At 73.9% G+C, this 17780-nt stretch carries 18 protein-coding genes; 12 read left to right on the plus strand and 6 right to left on the minus strand.

Annotated features, from left to right (window positions below):
- Window positions 1-41 precede the first annotated feature (41 nt).
- Complete coding sequence (locus GA0070614_RS23320; RefSeq protein ID WP_231933366.1) at window positions 42-338, minus strand: hypothetical protein; 297 nt, start codon at window positions 336-338, stop codon at window positions 42-44.
- Window positions 339-422: 84 nt separating this feature from the next.
- Between GA0070614_RS23320 and truB the strand changes: the two genes are divergently transcribed.
- The 7 genes from truB to GA0070614_RS23355 all read left to right on the plus strand — a co-directional run bounded on the left by truB (window position 423) and on the right by GA0070614_RS23355 (window position 8391).
- Window positions 423-1307: a tRNA pseudouridine(55) synthase TruB gene (truB, locus tag GA0070614_RS23325; RefSeq protein ID WP_088977968.1), complete on the plus strand. Its 885-nt coding sequence runs from the start codon at window positions 423-425 to the stop codon at window positions 1305-1307.
- A gap of 49 nt (window positions 1308-1356) precedes the next feature.
- A complete protein-coding gene (locus tag GA0070614_RS23330; RefSeq protein ID WP_088977969.1) occupies window positions 1357-2283 on the plus strand; it encodes a bifunctional riboflavin kinase/FAD synthetase in 927 nt (308 codons plus the stop codon).
- Window positions 2284-2478: 195 nt separating this feature from the next.
- A complete protein-coding gene (gene rpsO / locus GA0070614_RS23335) occupies window positions 2479-2748 on the plus strand; it encodes a 30S ribosomal protein S15 (protein WP_043962418.1) in 270 nt (89 codons plus the stop codon).
- Window positions 2749-2968: 220 nt separating this feature from the next.
- Window positions 2969-5353, plus strand: coding sequence for a polyribonucleotide nucleotidyltransferase (locus GA0070614_RS23340; RefSeq protein ID WP_088977970.1), 2385 nt, complete (start codon window positions 2969-2971; stop codon window positions 5351-5353).
- 138 nt (window positions 5354-5491) lie between these two features.
- Window positions 5492-6862 (plus strand): M16 family metallopeptidase, encoded by a 1371-nt coding sequence (locus tag GA0070614_RS23345; protein WP_088977971.1) that lies wholly within the window; start codon window positions 5492-5494, stop codon window positions 6860-6862.
- Window positions 6863-7018: 156 nt separating this feature from the next.
- A complete protein-coding gene (dapB, locus tag GA0070614_RS23350; RefSeq protein WP_088977972.1) occupies window positions 7019-7792 on the plus strand; it encodes a 4-hydroxy-tetrahydrodipicolinate reductase in 774 nt (257 codons plus the stop codon).
- A gap of 125 nt (window positions 7793-7917) precedes the next feature.
- Window positions 7918-8391, plus strand: coding sequence for a GNAT family N-acetyltransferase (locus GA0070614_RS23355; RefSeq protein WP_088977973.1), 474 nt, complete (start codon window positions 7918-7920; stop codon window positions 8389-8391).
- A 15-nt stretch (window positions 8392-8406) separates the two neighbouring features.
- Here GA0070614_RS23355 and GA0070614_RS23360 read toward each other — a convergent pair whose 3' ends face one another.
- From GA0070614_RS23360 to GA0070614_RS23375, 4 genes are all read right to left on the minus strand, one after another.
- A complete protein-coding gene (locus GA0070614_RS23360; protein WP_088977974.1) occupies window positions 8407-8787 on the minus strand; it encodes a VOC family protein in 381 nt (126 codons plus the stop codon).
- A gap of 35 nt (window positions 8788-8822) precedes the next feature.
- The gene (locus tag GA0070614_RS23365; RefSeq protein ID WP_088977975.1) at window positions 8823-10397 is read right to left on the minus strand and encodes an MFS transporter; all 1575 of its coding nucleotides are present in this window, start codon (window positions 10395-10397) and stop codon (window positions 8823-8825) included.
- A 99-nt stretch (window positions 10398-10496) separates the two neighbouring features.
- Complete coding sequence (locus GA0070614_RS23370) at window positions 10497-11456, minus strand: sigma-70 family RNA polymerase sigma factor (RefSeq protein WP_088977976.1); 960 nt, start codon at window positions 11454-11456, stop codon at window positions 10497-10499.
- A 60-nt stretch (window positions 11457-11516) separates the two neighbouring features.
- Entirely contained in the window at window positions 11517-12098 is a 582-nt protein-coding gene (locus GA0070614_RS23375; RefSeq protein WP_088977977.1) for a GNAT family N-acetyltransferase, read from the minus strand.
- 35 nt (window positions 12099-12133) lie between these two features.
- On the opposite strand from GA0070614_RS23375, the gene GA0070614_RS23380 reads away from it, so the two are divergent.
- Window positions 12134-13444, plus strand: coding sequence for a glycosyltransferase 87 family protein (locus GA0070614_RS23380; protein ID WP_088979607.1), 1311 nt, complete (start codon window positions 12134-12136; stop codon window positions 13442-13444).
- Here the strand turns inward: GA0070614_RS23380 and GA0070614_RS23385 are convergent.
- A complete protein-coding gene (locus GA0070614_RS23385; RefSeq protein ID WP_088977978.1) occupies window positions 13343-13894 on the minus strand; it encodes a GNAT family N-acetyltransferase in 552 nt (183 codons plus the stop codon). The two genes, GA0070614_RS23380 and GA0070614_RS23385, sit on opposite strands and share 102 nt — an antisense overlap.
- A 129-nt stretch (window positions 13895-14023) precedes the next feature.
- On the opposite strand from GA0070614_RS23385, the gene GA0070614_RS23390 reads away from it, so the two are divergent.
- The 4 genes from GA0070614_RS23390 (at window position 14024) to dapA (ending at window position 17735) form a co-directional block, all read left to right on the plus strand.
- Entirely contained in the window at window positions 14024-15253 is a 1230-nt protein-coding gene (locus GA0070614_RS23390; RefSeq protein ID WP_088977979.1) for a winged helix-turn-helix domain-containing protein, read from the plus strand.
- A gap of 58 nt (window positions 15254-15311) precedes the next feature.
- On the plus strand, window positions 15312-15875 hold the full coding sequence (locus GA0070614_RS23395; RefSeq protein ID WP_088977980.1) for a DUF2752 domain-containing protein: 564 nt from the start codon (window positions 15312-15314) through the stop codon (window positions 15873-15875).
- Window positions 15876-16021: 146 nt separating this feature from the next.
- Window positions 16022-16765 carry an FAD-dependent thymidylate synthase gene (thyX, locus tag GA0070614_RS23400; protein WP_088979608.1) on the plus strand — a complete coding sequence of 248 codons (744 nt, stop codon included), beginning with the start codon at window positions 16022-16024 and terminating at the stop codon, window positions 16763-16765.
- A 46-nt stretch (window positions 16766-16811) separates the two neighbouring features.
- Window positions 16812-17735 carry a 4-hydroxy-tetrahydrodipicolinate synthase gene (gene dapA / locus GA0070614_RS23405; RefSeq protein ID WP_088979609.1) on the plus strand — a complete coding sequence of 308 codons (924 nt, stop codon included), beginning with the start codon at window positions 16812-16814 and terminating at the stop codon, window positions 17733-17735.
- The last annotated feature ends 45 nt before the right edge of the window (window positions 17736-17780 follow it).

A 17780-nucleotide genomic window follows, 5' to 3' on the forward strand; every position in this document is an offset into this window, starting at 1 on the left:
CCTGCCGCCGTCCGTCCCGCCGTTCGTGACGTCACAACAGCTCAGAGGGTCCCCTCGCGCATCCGGCCGAACAGGTACATCGCCCCCGCGATCAGGACCGTCGCCGTCGCCGCCACGAACGCGAACGACACGAGCGCGGACAGCACCGGGTGCCGCTCGCTGAACCGCCGGTGCGCCTGCCACCGCCACACCGTCCGCCGCAGCTCCCGCAGCCCCGGAGTGCGGTCGACCAGGTCCGAGGCCAGCCGGCCCGGGGTGCGGCGCGGCGGCTCCGGGTTGCGCATCCACTCGGGCAGGTCGACCCGGGCGCGGTGCTCGTGGGACGGCGGGTTGGTCACGCGGACTCCTGGGTCGAAGAGGGACGCGCGCATTGTGCCGTGCGGTGGCGGCCGCCGCGACCCCGTCTGGCAGGCTTGGCGGTCGTGAGCACTGACGGTCTGATCGTGGTGGACAAGCCCGGCGGCATGACGTCGCACGACGTGGTGGCGCGCATCCGTCGGCTGGCGAGGACCCGGCGGGTGGGGCACGGCGGCACCCTCGACCCGATGGCCACCGGGGTGCTGGTGATCGGGGTGGGCCGGGCGACGCGGCTGCTCACGTACGTCATCGGCGCCGGCAAGAGCTACACGGCCACGGTCCGGCTCGGGCAGGCCACGGTCACCGACGACGCCGAGGGCGACGTGATCGCCACCACCCCGGCCGGGCAGCTCACCGACGAGGCGGTCTCCCGGGCGTTCGTCGCGCTGCGGGGCGAGATCGACCAGGTGCCCAGCGCGGTCAGCGCCATCAAGGTCGACGGGCAGCGGGCGTACAAGCGGGTGCGCGAGGGGGAGAGCGTGGAGCTGCCCGCCCGTCGGGTCACCGTCTCCCGCCTCGACGTGCGCGCCGTCCGCCGGGACACCCCCGACGTGGTCGACGTCGACATCGAGGTGACCTGCTCGTCCGGGACGTACATCCGGGCCATCGCCCGCGACGCCGGCCTGGCCCTCGGGGTGGGTGGGCACCTCACCGCGCTGCGCCGCACCGCGGTCGGGAACTTCACCCTGGCCGAGGCCGCCACCCTCGACGAGCTGGAACAGCGCGCGCCCGACGTGGTCAACCTGCCGCTCGACGCCGCCGCCGACCGGTACTTCCCGCGTCGGGACGCCGGCGCCGACGAGGCGAAGGTGCTCTCCCACGGCGGGCCCCTCGACGCGGTCGGCATCGCCGGGCCGTACGCCGTGTTCGGTCCCGACGGGGGCGTGATCGCTATCGTCAGCGAGCGGGACGGCCGGGCCCGCGCGGAGATCGTGCTCGCCCCGGCCTGACAGCCACGGGTGGTCGCCGGCCGGTCGTCGGCCGGCGGGGAGGAGAGACATGCAGCGGTGGCGGGGCTACGACGCGGTGCCCGGTGGGTGGGGGCGTTCGGTCGTCACCATCGGCGTCTTCGACGGCGTGCACAAGGGGCACCAGGCGACCATCGGGCACGCCGTCGCCCGGGCCCGGGAGCTGGGCGTACGGTCGGTGGTGGTCACCTTCGACCCGCACCCCGCCGAGGTGGTGCGTCCCGGCTCGCACCCCGCGGTGCTGACCGAGCCCGCCCGCAAGGCCGAGCTGATCGAGACGCTCGGCGTCGACGCGCTCTGTGTGGTGCCGTTCACCCCGGAGTTCTCCCGGCTGCCCGCCGAGGCGTTCGTGCACGACATCCTGGTCGAGCACCTGCACGCCACGCTGGTCGTGGTCGGGGACAACTTCCGCTTCGGGCACCGGGCGGCCGGCGACGTGGCCCTGCTGGAGCGGCTGGGCCGGGCCTTCGGCTTCGCCGTGGAGGGGGCGCCGCTGGTCGCCGAGGCGGGGACCGTCTTCTCCTCGACGTACATCCGCGCCTGCGTCGCGGCGGGTGACGTGGCCGCCGCGGCCGCGGCCCTCGGCCGCCCGCACCGGGTCGAGGGGGTGGTGGTCCGCGGCGACCAGCGCGGACGTGAGCTGGGTTACCCCACCGCCAACCTGCTGACCCACCGGTACACCGCGGTCCCCGCCGACGGCGTGTACGCCGCCCGGCTGATCCGCCGCGGCCACCCGCCGCTGGCGGCGGCCGTGTCGGTCGGCACCAACCCGACCTTCTCCGGCCGGGAGCGCCGGGTCGAGGCGTACGCGCTGGACTTCTCCGGCGACCTGTACGGCGAGCGACTCGCCCTGGACTTCGTCGCCCACCTGCGCGAACAGCGCAGGTACGACGCGATCGAGCCGCTGCTGGCGCAGATCGCCGAGGACGTCGAGCGGACCCGCCGGGTGCTCGGCTGAGCGCGCTCCCACGACCGCCGCGCCGCCCTTGACCGGGTACGCCCGCCGTGGGCTGGTAGTCTGGCGGGGACGTCGGCTGACCGACGTGGGGCCTCGCGTGCCTGCACGACGCCGCGGGTGCGAGGAACCGGTCCGTCTCCCGGTCCCCGACCGGTCCGACGGACATCATCGAACAACCCACGAAACAGGGAGAACATGGCGCTCGACCAGGAAGCCAAGGCCAAGATCCGCGCGGAGTACGCGACCGCCGAGGGCGACACCGGTTCGCCGGAGGTGCAGGTCGCGGTCCTCACCAAGCGGATCGCCGAGCTGACCGAGCACCTGAAGGTGCACAAGCACGACCACCACAGCCGCCGTGGGCTGCTGCTGCTGGTCGGCCGTCGCCGTCGGCTGCTCAACTACGTCCAGAAGAAGGACATCAACCGCTACCGGTCGCTCATCGAGCGGCTCGGCCTGCGCCGATGACGTGACGGGGGAGTGGCCTGCGGCCGCTCCCCCGTTCCGGTATGAAGAAGAAAAGGGCCGCGCGACCACCCGACAGGGAGCCGGTCAGCGTACCGGTCTCCGGTAGTGGCCCCCGGGCACCCCGGCATCACGCCGGCCACCCGGGCGCTTCGATCGAAGACCGGCCGTCTGAGCAGCTCCCGTTGTCGTGGGCCCACGACGCGAAGGAGCACCACAGCACATGACCGAGACCAACCTCGGCACCGAATCCCGCACCGCCGTGATCGACAACGGGTCCTTCGGCACCCGCGAGATCACGTTCTCCACCGGCCGGCTGGCCCGCCAGGCCGCCGGCTCCGTCGTCGCCCAGCTCGGCGAGACGGTCGTCCTCTCCGCCACCACCGCCGGTAAGCACCCGAAGGAGCAGTTCGACTTCTTCCCGCTCACCGTTGACGTCGAGGAGCGGATGTACGCCGCGGGCCGCATCCCCGGCTCGTTCTTCCGCCGCGAGGGTCGTCCCAGCGAGGACGCCATCCTCACCTGCCGGCTGATCGACCGGCCGCTGCGCCCGTCGTTCGTCAAGGGCCTGCGCAACGAGGTCCAGGTCGTCGAGACCATCCTCGCGCTCGACCCGCAGCACCCGTACGACGTCGTGGCGATCAACGCCGCCTCGATGTCGACCAAGCTCTCCGGCCTGCCGTTCTCCGGCCCGATCGGGGCCACCCGGATGGCGCACGTCGACGGCCAGTGGATCGCCTTCCCGACCCACGAGGAGCTGGCCCGGGCCACCTTCGACATGGTCGTGGCCGGCCGCGCGCTGCCGGACGGCGACGTCGCGATCATGATGGTCGAGGCCGAGGCCACCGAGCACACCGTCAAGCTGGTCGCCGACGGCGCCCCGGCCCCGACGGAGGAGGTCGTCGCCAGCGGCCTGGAGGCCGCCAAGCCGGCCATCCGTGAGCTGTGCCGGGCGCAGAGCGAGCTGGCCGAGGTGGCCGCCAAGCCGGTCGCCGAGTTCCCGGTCTTCCTGGACTACCAGGACGACGCGTACGACGCGGTGGCCGAGCTGGCCCGCGCCGACGTCGCCGAGGCCCTCAAGATCGCCGGCAAGGCGGACCGTGAGGAGGCCCTGGACCGGGTCAAGGCCAAGGTCGCCGAGGAGCTCGGTGGCCGCTTCGAGGGCCGGGAGAAGGAGCTCAGCGCCGCCTTCCGCTCGCTGACCAAGTCCGAGGTCCGCAACCGGGTGCTGCGCGAGCAGGTCCGCATCGACGGCCGCGGCCCGCGGGACATCCGTCCGCTGAGCGCCGAGGTCGGCGTGCTGCCGCGGGTGCACGGCTCGGCGCTGTTCGAGCGGGGCGAGACCCAGATCCTGGGCGTCACCACGCTGAACATGCTGCGCATGGAGCAGTCGCTGGACACCCTCTCCCCGGAGAAGTCCAAGCGGTACATGCACAACTACAACTTCCCGCCGTACTCGACCGGTGAGACCGGCCGGGTCGGCTCGCCGAAGCGGCGCGAGATCGGCCACGGCGCGCTCGCCGAGCGGGCCCTGATCCCGGTGCTGCCGGCGCGCGAGGAGTTCCCGTACGCCATCCGGCAGGTCTCCGAGGCGCTCGGCTCCAACGGCTCCACCTCGATGGGCTCGGTCTGCGCCTCGACGCTGGGCCTGCTCTCGGCCGGTGTGCCGCTGAAGGCGCCGGTCGCCGGCATCGCCATGGGCCTCATCTCCGACGAGGTCGAGGGCAAGACCGAGTACGTGACGCTGACCGACATCCTCGGCGCCGAGGACGCGTTCGGCGACATGGACTTCAAGGTCGCCGGCACCCGGGAGTTCGTCACCGCCCTGCAGCTCGACACCAAGCTCGACGGCATCCCGTCGGACGTGCTGGCCGCCGCGCTCCAGCAGGCGCACGAGGCCCGGCAGACCATCCTCGACGTGATGCAGTCGGCGATCGAGGGTCCGGCCACCATGTCGGACTACGCGCCGCGGGTCACCACCGTCAAGATCCCGGTCGACAAGATCGGCATGGTGATCGGCCCGAAGGGCCAGACCATCAACGCCATCCAGGACGAGACCGGCGCCGAGATCTCCATCGAGGACGACGGCACGATCTACGTCGGCGCGACCAACGGCCCGTCGGCCCAGGCCGCGGTCGACCGGATCAACGCGATCGCCAACCCGACCCTGCCGAAGGTCGGCGACAAGTTCCTCGGCACGGTGGTCAAGACCGCCGCGTTCGGTGCCTTCATCTCGCTGCTGCCCGGCCGTGACGGCCTGCTGCACATCTCCAAGGTGGGCGACGGCAAGCGGGTCGAGAAGGTCGAGGACTTCCTCAACGTCGGCGACAAGGTCGAGGTGGAGATCGCGGACGTCGACGCCCGCGGCAAGATCTACCTGGACAAGGTCCGCCCGGAGGGCGCCGAGGCGCCGGCCGCCGGCGAGGCCGCCGGTGGCGAGCGTCCGGCCGGCCGTGACCGTGGCGGCGACCGGGGTCCGCGTGACCGGGGCGAGCGCGGCGGCGACCGGGGTGCCCGGTCCCCGGAGCGTGGCGAGCGCAGCCAGGGTGGCGGCGAGGGTGGCGAGGGCGGCGAGCAGCGCCCGCGTCGCCGGACCCGGCACAGCTGATCGGTGACCGGCCGGGTGACGACGTGGTCGTCACCCGGCCGGTTCGTATCCCCGTACCACTTCATCCCCTCGTCGTATGGAGAGCAGGTCTTCGTGAGTCGGGCCCGGCGTTCGTCCTTTCCCACGGCTCGACGGGGGGTGGGACCGTCCGGCCCCGTCCGGCACGCCGCCGAGGCGCAGCCTGCCAGGTCCGGCGCGCCCGCCCGGGCGGTCACCCGTACGCTCAGTGACGATCCGCTCGGCGGCACGGTGCGCCGTACCGTGCTGCCCAGCGGGTTGCGCGTGCTGACCGAGGCGATCCCGGCGATGCGCAGCGTCTCGTTCGGCATCTGGGTGGCGGTCGGCTCCCGCGACGAGACCGGCCCGCAGGCGGGCGCCGCGCACTTCCTGGAGCACCTGCTCTTCAAGGGCACGCACAAGCGCAGCGCGCTGGAGATCTCCTCCGAGATCGAGGCGGTGGGCGGCGAGACCAACGCCTTCACCACCAAGGAATACACCTGCTACTACGCCCGCGTGCTGGACGAGGACCTGCCGCTGGCCATCGACGTCATGTGCGATCTGGTCGCCGACTCGGTGCTGGAGGCCGCCGACGTGGAGACCGAGCGCGGCGTCATCCTCGAAGAGATCGCCATGCACGACGACGAGCCCGGCGACGAGGTGCACGACCTCTTCGCCCGCGCCGTCTACGGCGACCACCCCCTCGGCCGGCTGATCTCCGGCACCGAGGAGACGGTCACCCCGATGACCCGGCGGCAGATCCAGAGCTTCTACCGCCGCCGCTACACCGCGCCGCAGATCGTCGTCGCGGCCGCCGGCAACCTCGACCACGCCGCCGTGGTCAAGCTGGTCCGCCAGGCCCTGCGCGGCACCCCGCTGGACACCGACCCGGCCGCGCCGGCCGCGCACCGTCCGGCCACCCCGACGGTACGCACGAAGCCGGCCACCACCCTGGTCGAGCCGAAGGAGACCGAGCAGGCGCACGTCATCCTGGGCTGCCCCGGCATCGACCGCACCGACGACCGGCGCTTCGCCCTCGGTGTGCTCAACAACGTCCTCGGCGGCGGCATGTCCAGCCGGCTGTTCCAGGAGATCCGCGAGCAGCGCGGCCTGGCCTACTCGGTCTACTCCTACGCCAGCCAGTACGCCGACAGCGGCCTGTTCGCCGTCTACGCCGGCTGCGCGCCGGGCAAGGTGGACGAGGTGCTGAGCCTGACCCGCGCGGAGCTGGCCCGGGTGGCCGCCGACGGGATCACCGAGGCGGAGCTGGCCCGGGGCAAGGGGATGAGCAAGGGCTCGTTCGTGCTCGGGCTGGAGGACACCGGCTCGCGGATGAGCCGGCTGGCCAAGGGCGAGCTGCTCTACGGCGACCTGATGCCGGTGGACGAACTGCTCGCCCGGGTCGACGCGGTCACCCTCGACGACGTCAACGCCCTCGCCGCCGAGCTGCTCAGCCGGCCGATGTCCCTCGCGGTGGTCGGCCCGTTCGGCGAGCGGGACTTCGCCGCCTGACCCCGACCGCCTTGCCCCCGGTCACCGGCTGCGGCGAGTCGCGGGGTCCGGATCCCGTGACACCGCGACTCGCCGCATTCCGTGTCTCACCGGGACGGTGGGACGGTGGGCGGTCCCGGCGGATGAGGGCGTCCCGATTGGGATAGGTTGTGCCCCGTGACTGACGAGCAGGAGAAGGGCCTGGACGAGCCGATCCGGGTCGGCGTGCTGGGTGCCCGGGGCCGGATGGGCGTCGAGGTGTGCAAGGCGGTCGACGCGGCCGGGGACATGGACCTGGTGGCGATGGTCGACCAGGGCGACTGGCTGTTCAACGCCTCCGATGCCGGTGCCGAGGTGGTCGTCGACTTCACCACGCCGGACGTCGTCATGGACAACCTGCACTGGTGCATCGACCAGGGCATCAGCGCGGTGGTCGGGACGACCGGCTTCACCGAGCAGCGGATCGAGCGGGTGCGCGGCTGGCTGGAGCGCAAGCCCGGCGTCGGCGTGGTGATCGCCCCCAACTTCGGCATCGGCGCGGTGCTGATGATGCAGTTCGCCGCGAAGGCCGCCCGGCACTTCGAGAGCGTCGAGATCATCGAGCAGCACCACCCGCGCAAGCTGGACGCCCCCAGCGGCACCGCCACCCACACGGCCCGCCGCATCGCCGCCGCCCGCGCCGCCGCCGGCCTCGGGCCCGTCCCGGACGCGACCGCGGACGAGGTGCCGGGCGCGCGGGGCGCCGACATCGACGGGGTACGCGTGCACGCCGTCCGCGCCGCCGGCCTGGTCGCCCACCAGGAGGTGCTCTTCGGCACCACCGGCGAGACGCTGACCATCCGGCACGACTCGCTCGACCGGTCCTCGTTCATGCCCGGCGTGCTGCTGGCCGTGCGCGCGGTACGGCACCGGCCGGGCCTCACCATCGGCATCGACGAACTGCTGGACTAGCCGCCGCTCGCCCGGTTCGCACTGGCCGGGCCGCACTCCGGCCGGTGGGGGCCGCCGGTGTGGTCGGTGTCGCAAGCGGCGGAAGTGGTCGCCGTGGGGCGGGGTCGGGAGCCTAGGCTCGTCTGGTGATCGATTCTGGGCTGCGCGACCGGGCCGGCCGACACGTCACCCTGCGGCCGGTGGACGACGACAACTGGCGCGCCGTCGCCGACGTCGCCCCCCGCGACGACCAGCGGACCCACGTGCCCGCCCTGGCGGCCCGCTACCTGGTGCTGACCATGCGCTCCGACGTGTGGACCTCGCTCGCGGTGTACGCCGACGAGACGGTGGTCGGCCACGTCATGTGGGGCGTGGACGACGACGACTCGCGCTGGATCGGCGGCATGGTGATCGACGCGGGCGAGCAGGACCGGGGCGTCGGCCGGGCGGCCGTGCGTACCCTCACCGACTGGCTCGCCGCGCAGGACGGCGGCCACCCGGTCCGGCTGTCGTACCACCCGGACAACGTGCCGGCCGCCGCCCTGTACCGCTCGATCGGCTTCGCCCCCACCGGGGCGGTGGAGGACGACGAGGTGGTCGCCGAACTGCGCCGCGACTGACCGGTCCGGCCGCGGTCAGTCCTGGGCGAGCACCGACAGGACGTTGCCGGCGGGGTCGGTGAACCAGGCGATGTCCGGGCCGTTGCCGCGCATGATCCCCTTGTCGTCCTGCGGCATCCCCTCGTAGCGGGTGAACCGCACCCCCCGCGCGGTCAGCTCGTCCACCGCCCGTTCGACGTCCTCGACCGGGAAGTTGAGCACGGTGTACGTCGCCGGCACGTGGTCGGCCTTCGGATAGACCAGCACCGGCCGGTCACCGGCGAGGTGCAGGGTCAGCATTCCGCCCATCGCGTCGTCCCGCGACACCCGCAGGCCGAGCGTCTCGGCGTAGAACTGCTGCGCGCGGTCGGTGTCGTCCACCGAGAACCCGCTGAACGCCTTCGTGTCCCTGAACATCCGTTTCTCCTCGTGTCGTACGTCGTCGGACAGGGTCAGTGCGGGACGGCCGCGGTCGGTTGCGGCTCGCCGGTCGGTGCCGCGTCGGCCGGCGCGTACGGCGGCACGGACCGGAAGGCGACCACGGCGACCACGCCCAGCCCGCCCACCAGGACCGCCGCGGCCGTGGCGGTCAGGATCAACCCGTCGGTGTACGCGGCCCGGGCCGCGTCGAGCAGCGCGGCGCCGCCGGGCAGCCCACCGGCGACCTCGACCGCCCGGGCCAGCCCGTCGCGGGCCCGCCCGGTCGCCTCGGCGGTCAGGCCGGCGGGGAGGGTGCGGTCCAGTTCGCCCCGGTAGACGGCGGCGCTCAGGCTGCCCAGGGTGGCCACCCCCAGCGCGATGCCGAACTCCCCGAAGGTCTCCGACGTCGACGCGGCCGAGCCGGCCCGCTCGGGCGGGACGGACCCGACGATCAGGTCGGTGATCAGGGCGGACGGCAGGGCCATCCCGGCCGAGGCGAGGACCAGGGCGACCAGCACGACCAGTTGCGCGCCGGGGTCGTCCGCCCCGTTGAGCAGCAGGAAACCGGCGGCGGTCACCAGCTGCCCGACGGCCATCACGTGACCGGGCCGGAACCGGCGGGCCAGCAGCGGGGCGAGCATGGTGGCCCCGATCATCACCACCGCCTGCGGTACGAGCAGCAGCCCGGCGCGCAGCGGGGAGAGCCCCTCGACCAGTTGCAGCCACTGGTTGACCAGCAGGAAGATCCCGCCCATCACCATCCCGTTGAGCAGGAAGATGAGCAGCGCGACGGTGAAGGAACGGGTGGCGAAGAGGCGGACGTCCAGCAGCGGGTCGGCCAGCCGGCGCTGCCGCCGGACGAAGAGCGCGCCGACGAGCGCGCCGCCCACGATGGCCAGGGCGGGCAGCGGGCGGCCGCCGTGCCGGGCCAGCTCCTTGAGGCCGTAGATCACCGGCAGGATCGCGCCCAGCGACAGCGCGACGCTGACCGGGTCGAGCCGGCCCGGCTGCGGGGCGCGGTACTCCGGGAGCAGGATCGGCGCGACGACCAGCAGCAGCACCATCACCGGCACGCCCAGCAGGAAGGCCGAGCCCCACCAGAAGTGCGCCAGCAGCACCCCGCCGATCACCGGTCCGACCGCCATGCCGCCCATGAAGCACGACATCCACACGCCGATCGCCATCGCCCGCTGGGCCGGCACCCGGAACATGTTGCTGATCAGCGCGAGGGTGGAGGGCATCAGGGTGGCCCCGGCGACGCCGAGCAGCGCCCGGGCGAGGATCAGCGTCTCGGGGTTCGGCGCGTACGCGGCGGCCACCGAGACCACGGCGAAGGCGGTGGCCCCGATCAGGAGCAGTCGTCGCCGGCCCACCCGGTCGCCGAGGGTGCCCATGGTGACCAGGAACCCGGCGATGAGGAAGCCGTAGGAGTCGGTGATCCAGAGCTGCTGGGTGCTGTCCGCGCCGAGCTCGGTGCTCAGCCGCGGCAGGGCCAGGTAGAGCACGCTGAGGTCGAGGGCGAGCAGCAGGGTGGGCAGCGCCAGCACGGCGAGCCCGATCCACTCCCGTCGCCCGGCGCCGGCGCGCGGCATGGTCTGGGCGGTCATCTCACTCCTCAACGACGTCTACCGGGGTGGACGACACGGGGAGCCCGAAATCATCGGCGTCGGCGCGGCGGGAATCCGCTTCGGTGGCGGCGGGGCCGATCAGGCGGCGAGCCGGGCCGGCAGGCCGAACAGGGGGAAGAGCCGGGGTTCGAGGAAGTGGACGAACCCGGTGATCCGCCCGTCGGCGATCGTCAGCACCTGGACGGAGAACGCCCGGTGCCCGCCGGCCGGGTCGGGCCGGTACTGCGCCAGCGCCGGGCCGCCGTTGGCCGTCACCTCCACCAGCCGGGAGCCCCGGCAGCCGGCCCCGGGCCCGCGCAGCCACCGGCCGATGTCGGCCGCGCCGCGCAGCCACATCGCGTACGGCGGCATGCTGTGCACGGCGTCCTCGTGCAGCAGGCCCACCAGGGCGTCGATGTCGTAGCGCTCGAAGACCCGCACGTAGCGGTCGAGCAGGTCGAGGTGCGCGCGGTCCAGCGCCGGGGCCGGTGCGGTGGCGTCCCGCCCGCCCATGGTGGCCCGGGCCCGTTGCAGCGCGCTGTTGACCGCCGCGACGGTGGTGTCGAGCAGCGCGGCGATCTCGCCGGCGTGCCAGCCCAGCACGTCGCGCAGGATCAGCACCGCCCGCTGCCGGGGCGGCAGGTGTTGCAGCGCGGCGACGAAGGCCAGCCGGACCGACTCGCGGGCCACCGCCACCTCGGCCGGATCACCGGGGGTGGGCAGCACGGCGGTGTCCGGAGCGGGCTCCAGCCACTGACCGGCCGGCACGCCGAGCGTCGCGGCCACCGGGGCGGACGGGTCACCGAGGTCCGTCGGCAGGGGCCGCCGCTCCCGCCCGCGCAGCGCGTCCAGGCAGACGTTCGTGGCGATCCGGTAGAGCCAGGTGCGCACGCTGGCCCGCCCGTCGAACCGGTCCAGCCCGCGCCAGGCCCGCAGCATGGTCTCCTGCACCGCGTCCTCGGCGTCGAAGATGGAGCCGAGCATCCGGTACGCGTAGCCGGTCAACTCGACGCGGAACTGCTCCAGGTCGGTGGCCGTGCTCGCCGTGGCCGTGGTCATGGGGCCACCGTAGGCCCCACCTGTGACACCGCGCACCGAGCGACGCGCGTTCCGGCGTCCTCAGTCGGTGGTGACCGGCTCGGTCGGGACCGCGACGTGCAGCCGCAGCTGGGGGACCAGCATGTCGTCGACGTCCAGCGCGCGGGCCGCGCCGTCCGGCTCCCAGCCGGTGCTGGTGAGGAACTTCCGGATCGCCTCGTCGCCGTCGAACGCCCAGGCCACGGCCCGGGAGAAGCCGTCGGCGCGCCAGTGCTCCACCAGCGCCGAGAGCAGCCGGCTGCCGTGCCCGCGCCGGCCCCAGCGCGGCTCGACCAGCAGGTCGGTCACCGCCACCACGCCCTCGCCCAGGGACTCGGCCGGCTCCTGCGGCGCGAGCGCCTCGGCGTCCGCCGGACCGGAGGCGGCGAACCCCACCAGATAGGATTGCTCGGCCTGTTCGACGGCGACCAGCACCCGGTGCGCGCCCGAGGGCGGCTCCTGCACCGCCGCGCTCCACCGCCGGGCCAGGTACGCCTCGTCCAGGTTGTCGAGCACGTGCCGGGGCAGGATGCGGCGATAGGCGACCCGCCAGGTCGCGAGCTGGATTCGTGCGATCTCGCCGGCGTCCTCGGGACGCGCCGGGCGGACGTACCCCAGAGCCATGGGACGCAAGCCTACGCAGGGCGGGGGAGATGACGGTGGCGCAGGGTGCCAGGAGGACGGCCGCCCAGGTCGTCGGGGTGGTCGTGCTCGCCGTCGCGGTGGCCGCCTTCCTCTCCGTGGCCGCCGTGCGGCACGGCTTCTTCGACCTGAAGGTCTACTACGGCGCGCTGGACTTCTGGGTCCACGACGACGGCGAGATCTACGACTACCTCAAGCCCGGCACCCAGTACGGCTTCACCTACCCGCCGTTCGCGGCGCTGGTCATGCTGCCGATGGCGTACCTGCCGTGGCCGGCGGCGATCACCGTGAGCGTGGCCGCCAGCGTGGTGGTCAGCACGGTGCTGATCTGGTGGCTGCTCGACCCGGTCTCCCGCCGGGCCGGCTGGACCCGCTGGTTCGCCCTGGCGGTGGCGCTCTGCCTGGCCGCCGCCTACGAGCCGATGCGCGAGACGGTGAACTTCGGCCAGGTCAACATGCTGCTGCTCTTCCTGGTCGCGGTGGACCTGCTGCGGCTGCTGCCGGCGGGCAACCGGTGGGCCGGGGTGGGTATCGGCCTGGCCACCGCGATCAAGCTGACCCCGGGCGTCTTCATCGTCTACCTGCTGGTCACCCGGCGGTGGCGGGCCGCGTTCACCTCGATGGCCGCCGCCGCGCTGGCCACCCTGGTCGCCGCCGCGCTCTTCCCGGACGCCTCGCGCGAGTTCTGGACCTCGGCGCTGTGGAACACCGGCCGGGTCGGCGAGCTGGCCTTCGTCTCCAACCAGTCGCTGCGCGGCGTGGTGGCCCGGCTGGACCCTGAGCACCCGAGCACCCTGGCCTGGCTGGTGCTGGTCCTGGCCACCCTGGCCCTCTGGGCGTGGCGCTGCCGGGCGGCGGCGGCCGTCGGCGACCACGCCACCGGGCTGGCGCTGACCGGCGCCCTGATGTGCCTGGTCAGCCCGGTGACCTGGGTGCACCACCTGGTCTGGCTGATCCCCGGGCTGATCCTGCTGGTCGACAACGCCGTGGCCGCGCCGGCGGGCAGCCGGCGGCGCCGCGCGCTGGCCGGGTTCGCGGTGGTCGCGTACGGGCTGCTGTGCAGCCGGATCGTGTGGGCCTGGGAGAAGGACTTCACCGGCCTCGACGGCTTCCTGGGCAGCAACACCTACGTCTGGATCAGCCTGGCGCTGCTGGTGCTGCTGCCGATCCGGCGTACCGCCTCGCCGGCCGGGCACCCGGGCGCCGGGCCGGCCGGGCCGGCCGGGTCAGCCGTCGAGCCGGCCGACGTACCGGACCTCGTCGAGGTGCACCGGGGGACGCCCGCCGGCGAGCGGCACCGGGTAGGTGGAGCGCTGCCCGTCGGCTGACAGGCCGGCCCGCTCGTAGAAGCGGCGGGCCCGCGCGTTGTCCTCCAGCACCCAGAGCCGGTACTCCCGCCAGCCCCGGGCCGCCAGGCCGTCGCGGGCGGCGGCGAGCAGGGCCCGCGCGGTGCCGTCGCCCCAGTGCGCCGGCTCCACGTACATCGCCAGCATCTCGCCGTACGCCGGGTCCAGGTCGTCGCGGTCCTGCTCGTTGCGGTACGGCCCGAACGTGGTGAACCCCGCCGGCACCCCGTCGACCTCGGCCAGCAGGGTGGTGAACGGGTGCTCCGGGTCGGCCGTGCCGAGGTCCCGCCGGCGCTGCGCCCACGCCAGCGGGTTGAGTCGGCGCAGCACCTCGTCCGGCATGATGCCGGCGTAGCCGGCCTGCCAGCCGTGGATGTGCACCCGGGCGATCGCCTCGGCGTCCTCCGGCTCCTCGCGGCGGATGGTCAGCATGTGTCCGTTGTATGCCCCGATGGGGGGCCGGTCCAGTGTCCGCTCCGTACGACGTCCTCAGCTCGGCGCGTCCGACGCCGCGCGGCGGCCCGGAGCCGTCCGTCGTACCCGTCGTCTAGGGTCCCGACGATGGCCGCACCGGAATCGCTCTCCCTCGCCCAGGCCCGGCGGGTGGCGCTCGCCGCCCAGGGCTTCGCCGACCCGGCGCCCGCCGGCGTGCCCACCCGGCGGCACCTGCGCCGGGTGCTGGACCGGGTCGGCCTGATCCAGATGGACTCGGTGAACGTCCTCCAGCGGGCGCACTACCTGCCCCTCTACAGCCGGCTCGGGCCCTATCCGACGGCCCTGCTGGACACCGCCGCCTACCGCCGCCCCCGCGAGCTGTTCGAGTACTGGGGCCACGAGGCGTCGCTGGTGCCGGTCGGGCTGCACGCGGCGCTGCGCTGGCGGATGGCCCGGGCCCGCACCCACGCCTGGGGCGGCATGCGGCGGATCGCCGAGGAACAGCCGGAGCTGGTCGCCTGGGTACGCGACGAGGTGGCCGCCCGGGGGCCGCTCACCGCCGCCGAGATCGAGCACGACGCGCCCCGGGAGACCGGCAACTGGGGCTGGAACTGGTCGGCGGTCAAGCGGGCGCTGGAGTTCCTCTTCTGGGCCGGCGAGGTGGCCGCCGCCGAGCGGACCACCTCCTTCGCCCGCCGCTACGACCTGCCCGAGCGGGTGCTGCCGGCGGCGGCTCTGGCCGCGCCCACGCCCACCGACGCCGAGGCGTACCGCACGTTGGTGTCGGTGGCCGCCCGCTGCCTCGGGGTGGCCGCCGAGGCGGAGCTGCGCGACTACTTCCGGCTGCCGCTGGCCGGGGCCCGGCAGGCGATCGCCGAGCTGGTCGAGGCGGGGGAGCTGCGGCCGGTCGCCGTGCAGGGCTGGCGGCAGCCGGCCTGGCTGCACGCCGCCGCGCGGCTGCCCCGGCGGGTCCGGGTCGCCACCCTGGTCAGCCCCTTCGACCCGCTGGTCTGGGAGCGGGCCCGCACCGAGCGGCTCTTCGACTTCACCTACCGGATCGAGATCTACGTGCCCGCCCCGCAGCGGGTGCACGGCTACTACGTGCTGCCGTTCCTGCACGGCGAGCGGTTCGCCGCGCGGGTCGACCTCAAGGCCGACCGCCGGGCCGGGGTGCTGCTGGTGCCGGCGGCCTGGCGGGAGCCGGGCGTGGACGAGGGGGAGACGGCTGTCGCGCTCGCCGCCGAGCTGCACCGGCTCGCCGGCTGGCTCGGCCTCGACGCGGTGGCCCCGCCGGCCGCCGGGGACCTCGCCGCCCCGCTGGCCGCCGCGCTGAAGGGCGTGGCCGGTGTACCGTGAGCGCGTGACGAGCGTGGACGGGCCGGCCGGGGCGGGCCGGCAGGCGCAGGATGCCGACATGTCACCGCTTCCCGGTGGCACCCCCGCGGGCGGGCCGACGACCGCCGAGGCCGCTCCGGGCCCCGGGCCGGCCGAGGCGCCCTGGCCGCCACCGGGGGCGTACCCCCAGGTCGAGCCGGACCGGCTCACCCGGTTCGTGCTGCGGGTGCACGAGCGGGCCCCCCGCTGGGCGGTGCCGCTGGCCGCCCTCGGCTGCGTCGGCATGGGCGTGGCGTACGCGCTGGTCAGCGACCCGACCCGGAGCGCGCCGGATGCCGCCCCGAGCTGCCTGCTCAAGCTCACCACCGGGCTGGACTGCCCGGGCTGCGGTGGCACCCGCGCCCTCTGGTACGTGCTGCACGCCGACCTGCCGGCCGCCGCCCGGCACCACTTCGTCTTCGTCTTCGCGCTGCCCTTCCTGGCGTACCTCTTCGTCGCCTGGGCGGGTAAGCAGGCGTTCGGCTGGCGTCTGCCCGAGCTGCGGATCAGCTCCCCGGTGATCGCCGGGTTCCTCGCCGTCTGGTTCGCCTTCTCGGTGGCCCGCAACCTGCCCTGGGCACCCTTCACGTCGCTCTACGTCTGACCTGGTGCCGCTGCGAGATCTTGGACACGTGCCGGCCCCGGGCGACGGCAACTGTCCACGATTCGCAGCTCCTGCACCCTTTCCGCCCCGCGAGCCCAAGTTTCGCGGCAGGCACCGTGGCCACTACAGTCCCAGGAATGCCGGAGATGGTGCAGCCCCAGGTCAAGCTGATCGCGTGGACCCAGTTCCAGGCCCCGGACGACGTGCCGTGGCAGACCGACGCCGAGGGCGGCCAGGCCCTGGCGGAGTTCGCCGGCCGGGCCTGCTACCAGAGCTGGAAGAAGCCGAACCCGGCGACCGCCACCAACGCCGGCTACCTGGCGCACATCCTGGAGGTCGGGCACCTGTCGGTGCTGGAGCACGGCTCGGTGAGCTTCTACTTCACCGGAGTCTCCCGCTCCTTCACCCACGAGCTGATCCGGCACCGGCACTTCTCGTACTCGCAGCTCTCCCAGCGCTACGTCCCCGAGCGGGACGCGGCCATGGTCGAGCCCGCCGTGATCGCCGAGGACCCGGAGCTGCACAAGAAGTTCGTCGAGGCCGCCGAGGCCAGCGTCCGGGCGTACACCGAGCTGCTGGAGGGGCTGGAGCAGCGCTTCACCGACGAGCCCAACCCGACGCTGCGGCGCAAGCAGGCCCGGCAGGCGGCCCGGGCGGTGCTGCCCAACGCCACCGAGACCCGGATCGTGGTCACCGGCAACTACCGCGCCTGGCGGCACTTCATCGCCATGCGCGCCACCGAGCACGCCGACGTGGAGATCCGCGAGCTGGCGGTGGAGTGCCTGCGCCAGCTCCAGCAGGTCGCCCCGAACGTCTTCACCGACTTCGTGATCTCCACCCTGCCCGACGGCACCGAGGTGGCGAGCAGCCCGCACGCCGAGTGGTCCTGAGCCCTTCCCCACCGGCCCTCCGGTGGTCGTCCGCTAGGTTGTGAACATGACGCACGACCACCCTGCCGCCCCCGACCGGGGCGTGTCGCGCCCGTTCGGCCGACTGATCACGGCCATGGTGACCCCGTTCGCCGCCGACGGGTCCCTCGACCTCGACGGCGCGGTACGCCTCGCCGCCCACCTCGTCGACGAGCAGGGCAACGACGCGCTGGTGCTCAACGGCACCACCGGCGAGTCGCCGACCACCACGGACGCGGAGAAGGAGGCCCTGATCCGGGCCGTCGCGGAGGCGGTCGGCGACCGGGCCAGGATCCTCGCCGGGGTGGGCACCAACGACACCCGGCACACCATCGAGCTGGCCGTGTCGGCCGAGAAGGCCGGCGCGCACGGCCTGCTGGTGGTCACCCCGTACTACAACAAGCCGCCGCAGAGCGGCCTGCTGCGCCACTTCACCGCGGTCGCCGACGCCACCGGCCTGCCGGTCATGCTCTACGACATCCCGCACCGGGCCGGCACGGAGATCGCCACCGAGACCCTGGTGCGGCTCGCCGAGCACGGCCGGATCGTCGCGGTGAAGGACGCCAAGGGCGACCTGACCGCGACCAGTTGGGTGACCAGCCGCAGCGGCCTGGCCTTCTACAGCGGCGAGGACTCGCTCACCCTGCCCGCCCTGGCGGTGGGCTCGGTCGGCGTGGTCGGCACCTCGACGCACTTCACCGGCGTGGGCACCAAGCAGCTGATCGAGGCGTACGAGGCGGGCGACCACGCCACCGCGCTGGCCCTGCACCGGCGGCTGCTGCCGCTGTACACCGGCATCTTCCGTACCCAGGGCGTGATCCTGGTGAAGGCGGGCCTGGCGGCCAAGGGCCTGCCGGCCGGACCGGTACGCCCGCCGCTGGTGGAGGCCACCGCCGACGAGATCGCCCAGCTGCGCGCCGACTGCGCCGCGGCGGGCGTGGACCTTCCCTGATGACCGCACGACACGACGGACGCCCGACGGCGTCGCAGAATGAGG

The sequence above is a fragment of the Micromonospora coxensis genome (assembly GCF_900090295.1).
Lineage (GTDB): Bacteria > Actinomycetota > Actinomycetes > Mycobacteriales > Micromonosporaceae > Micromonospora > Micromonospora coxensis.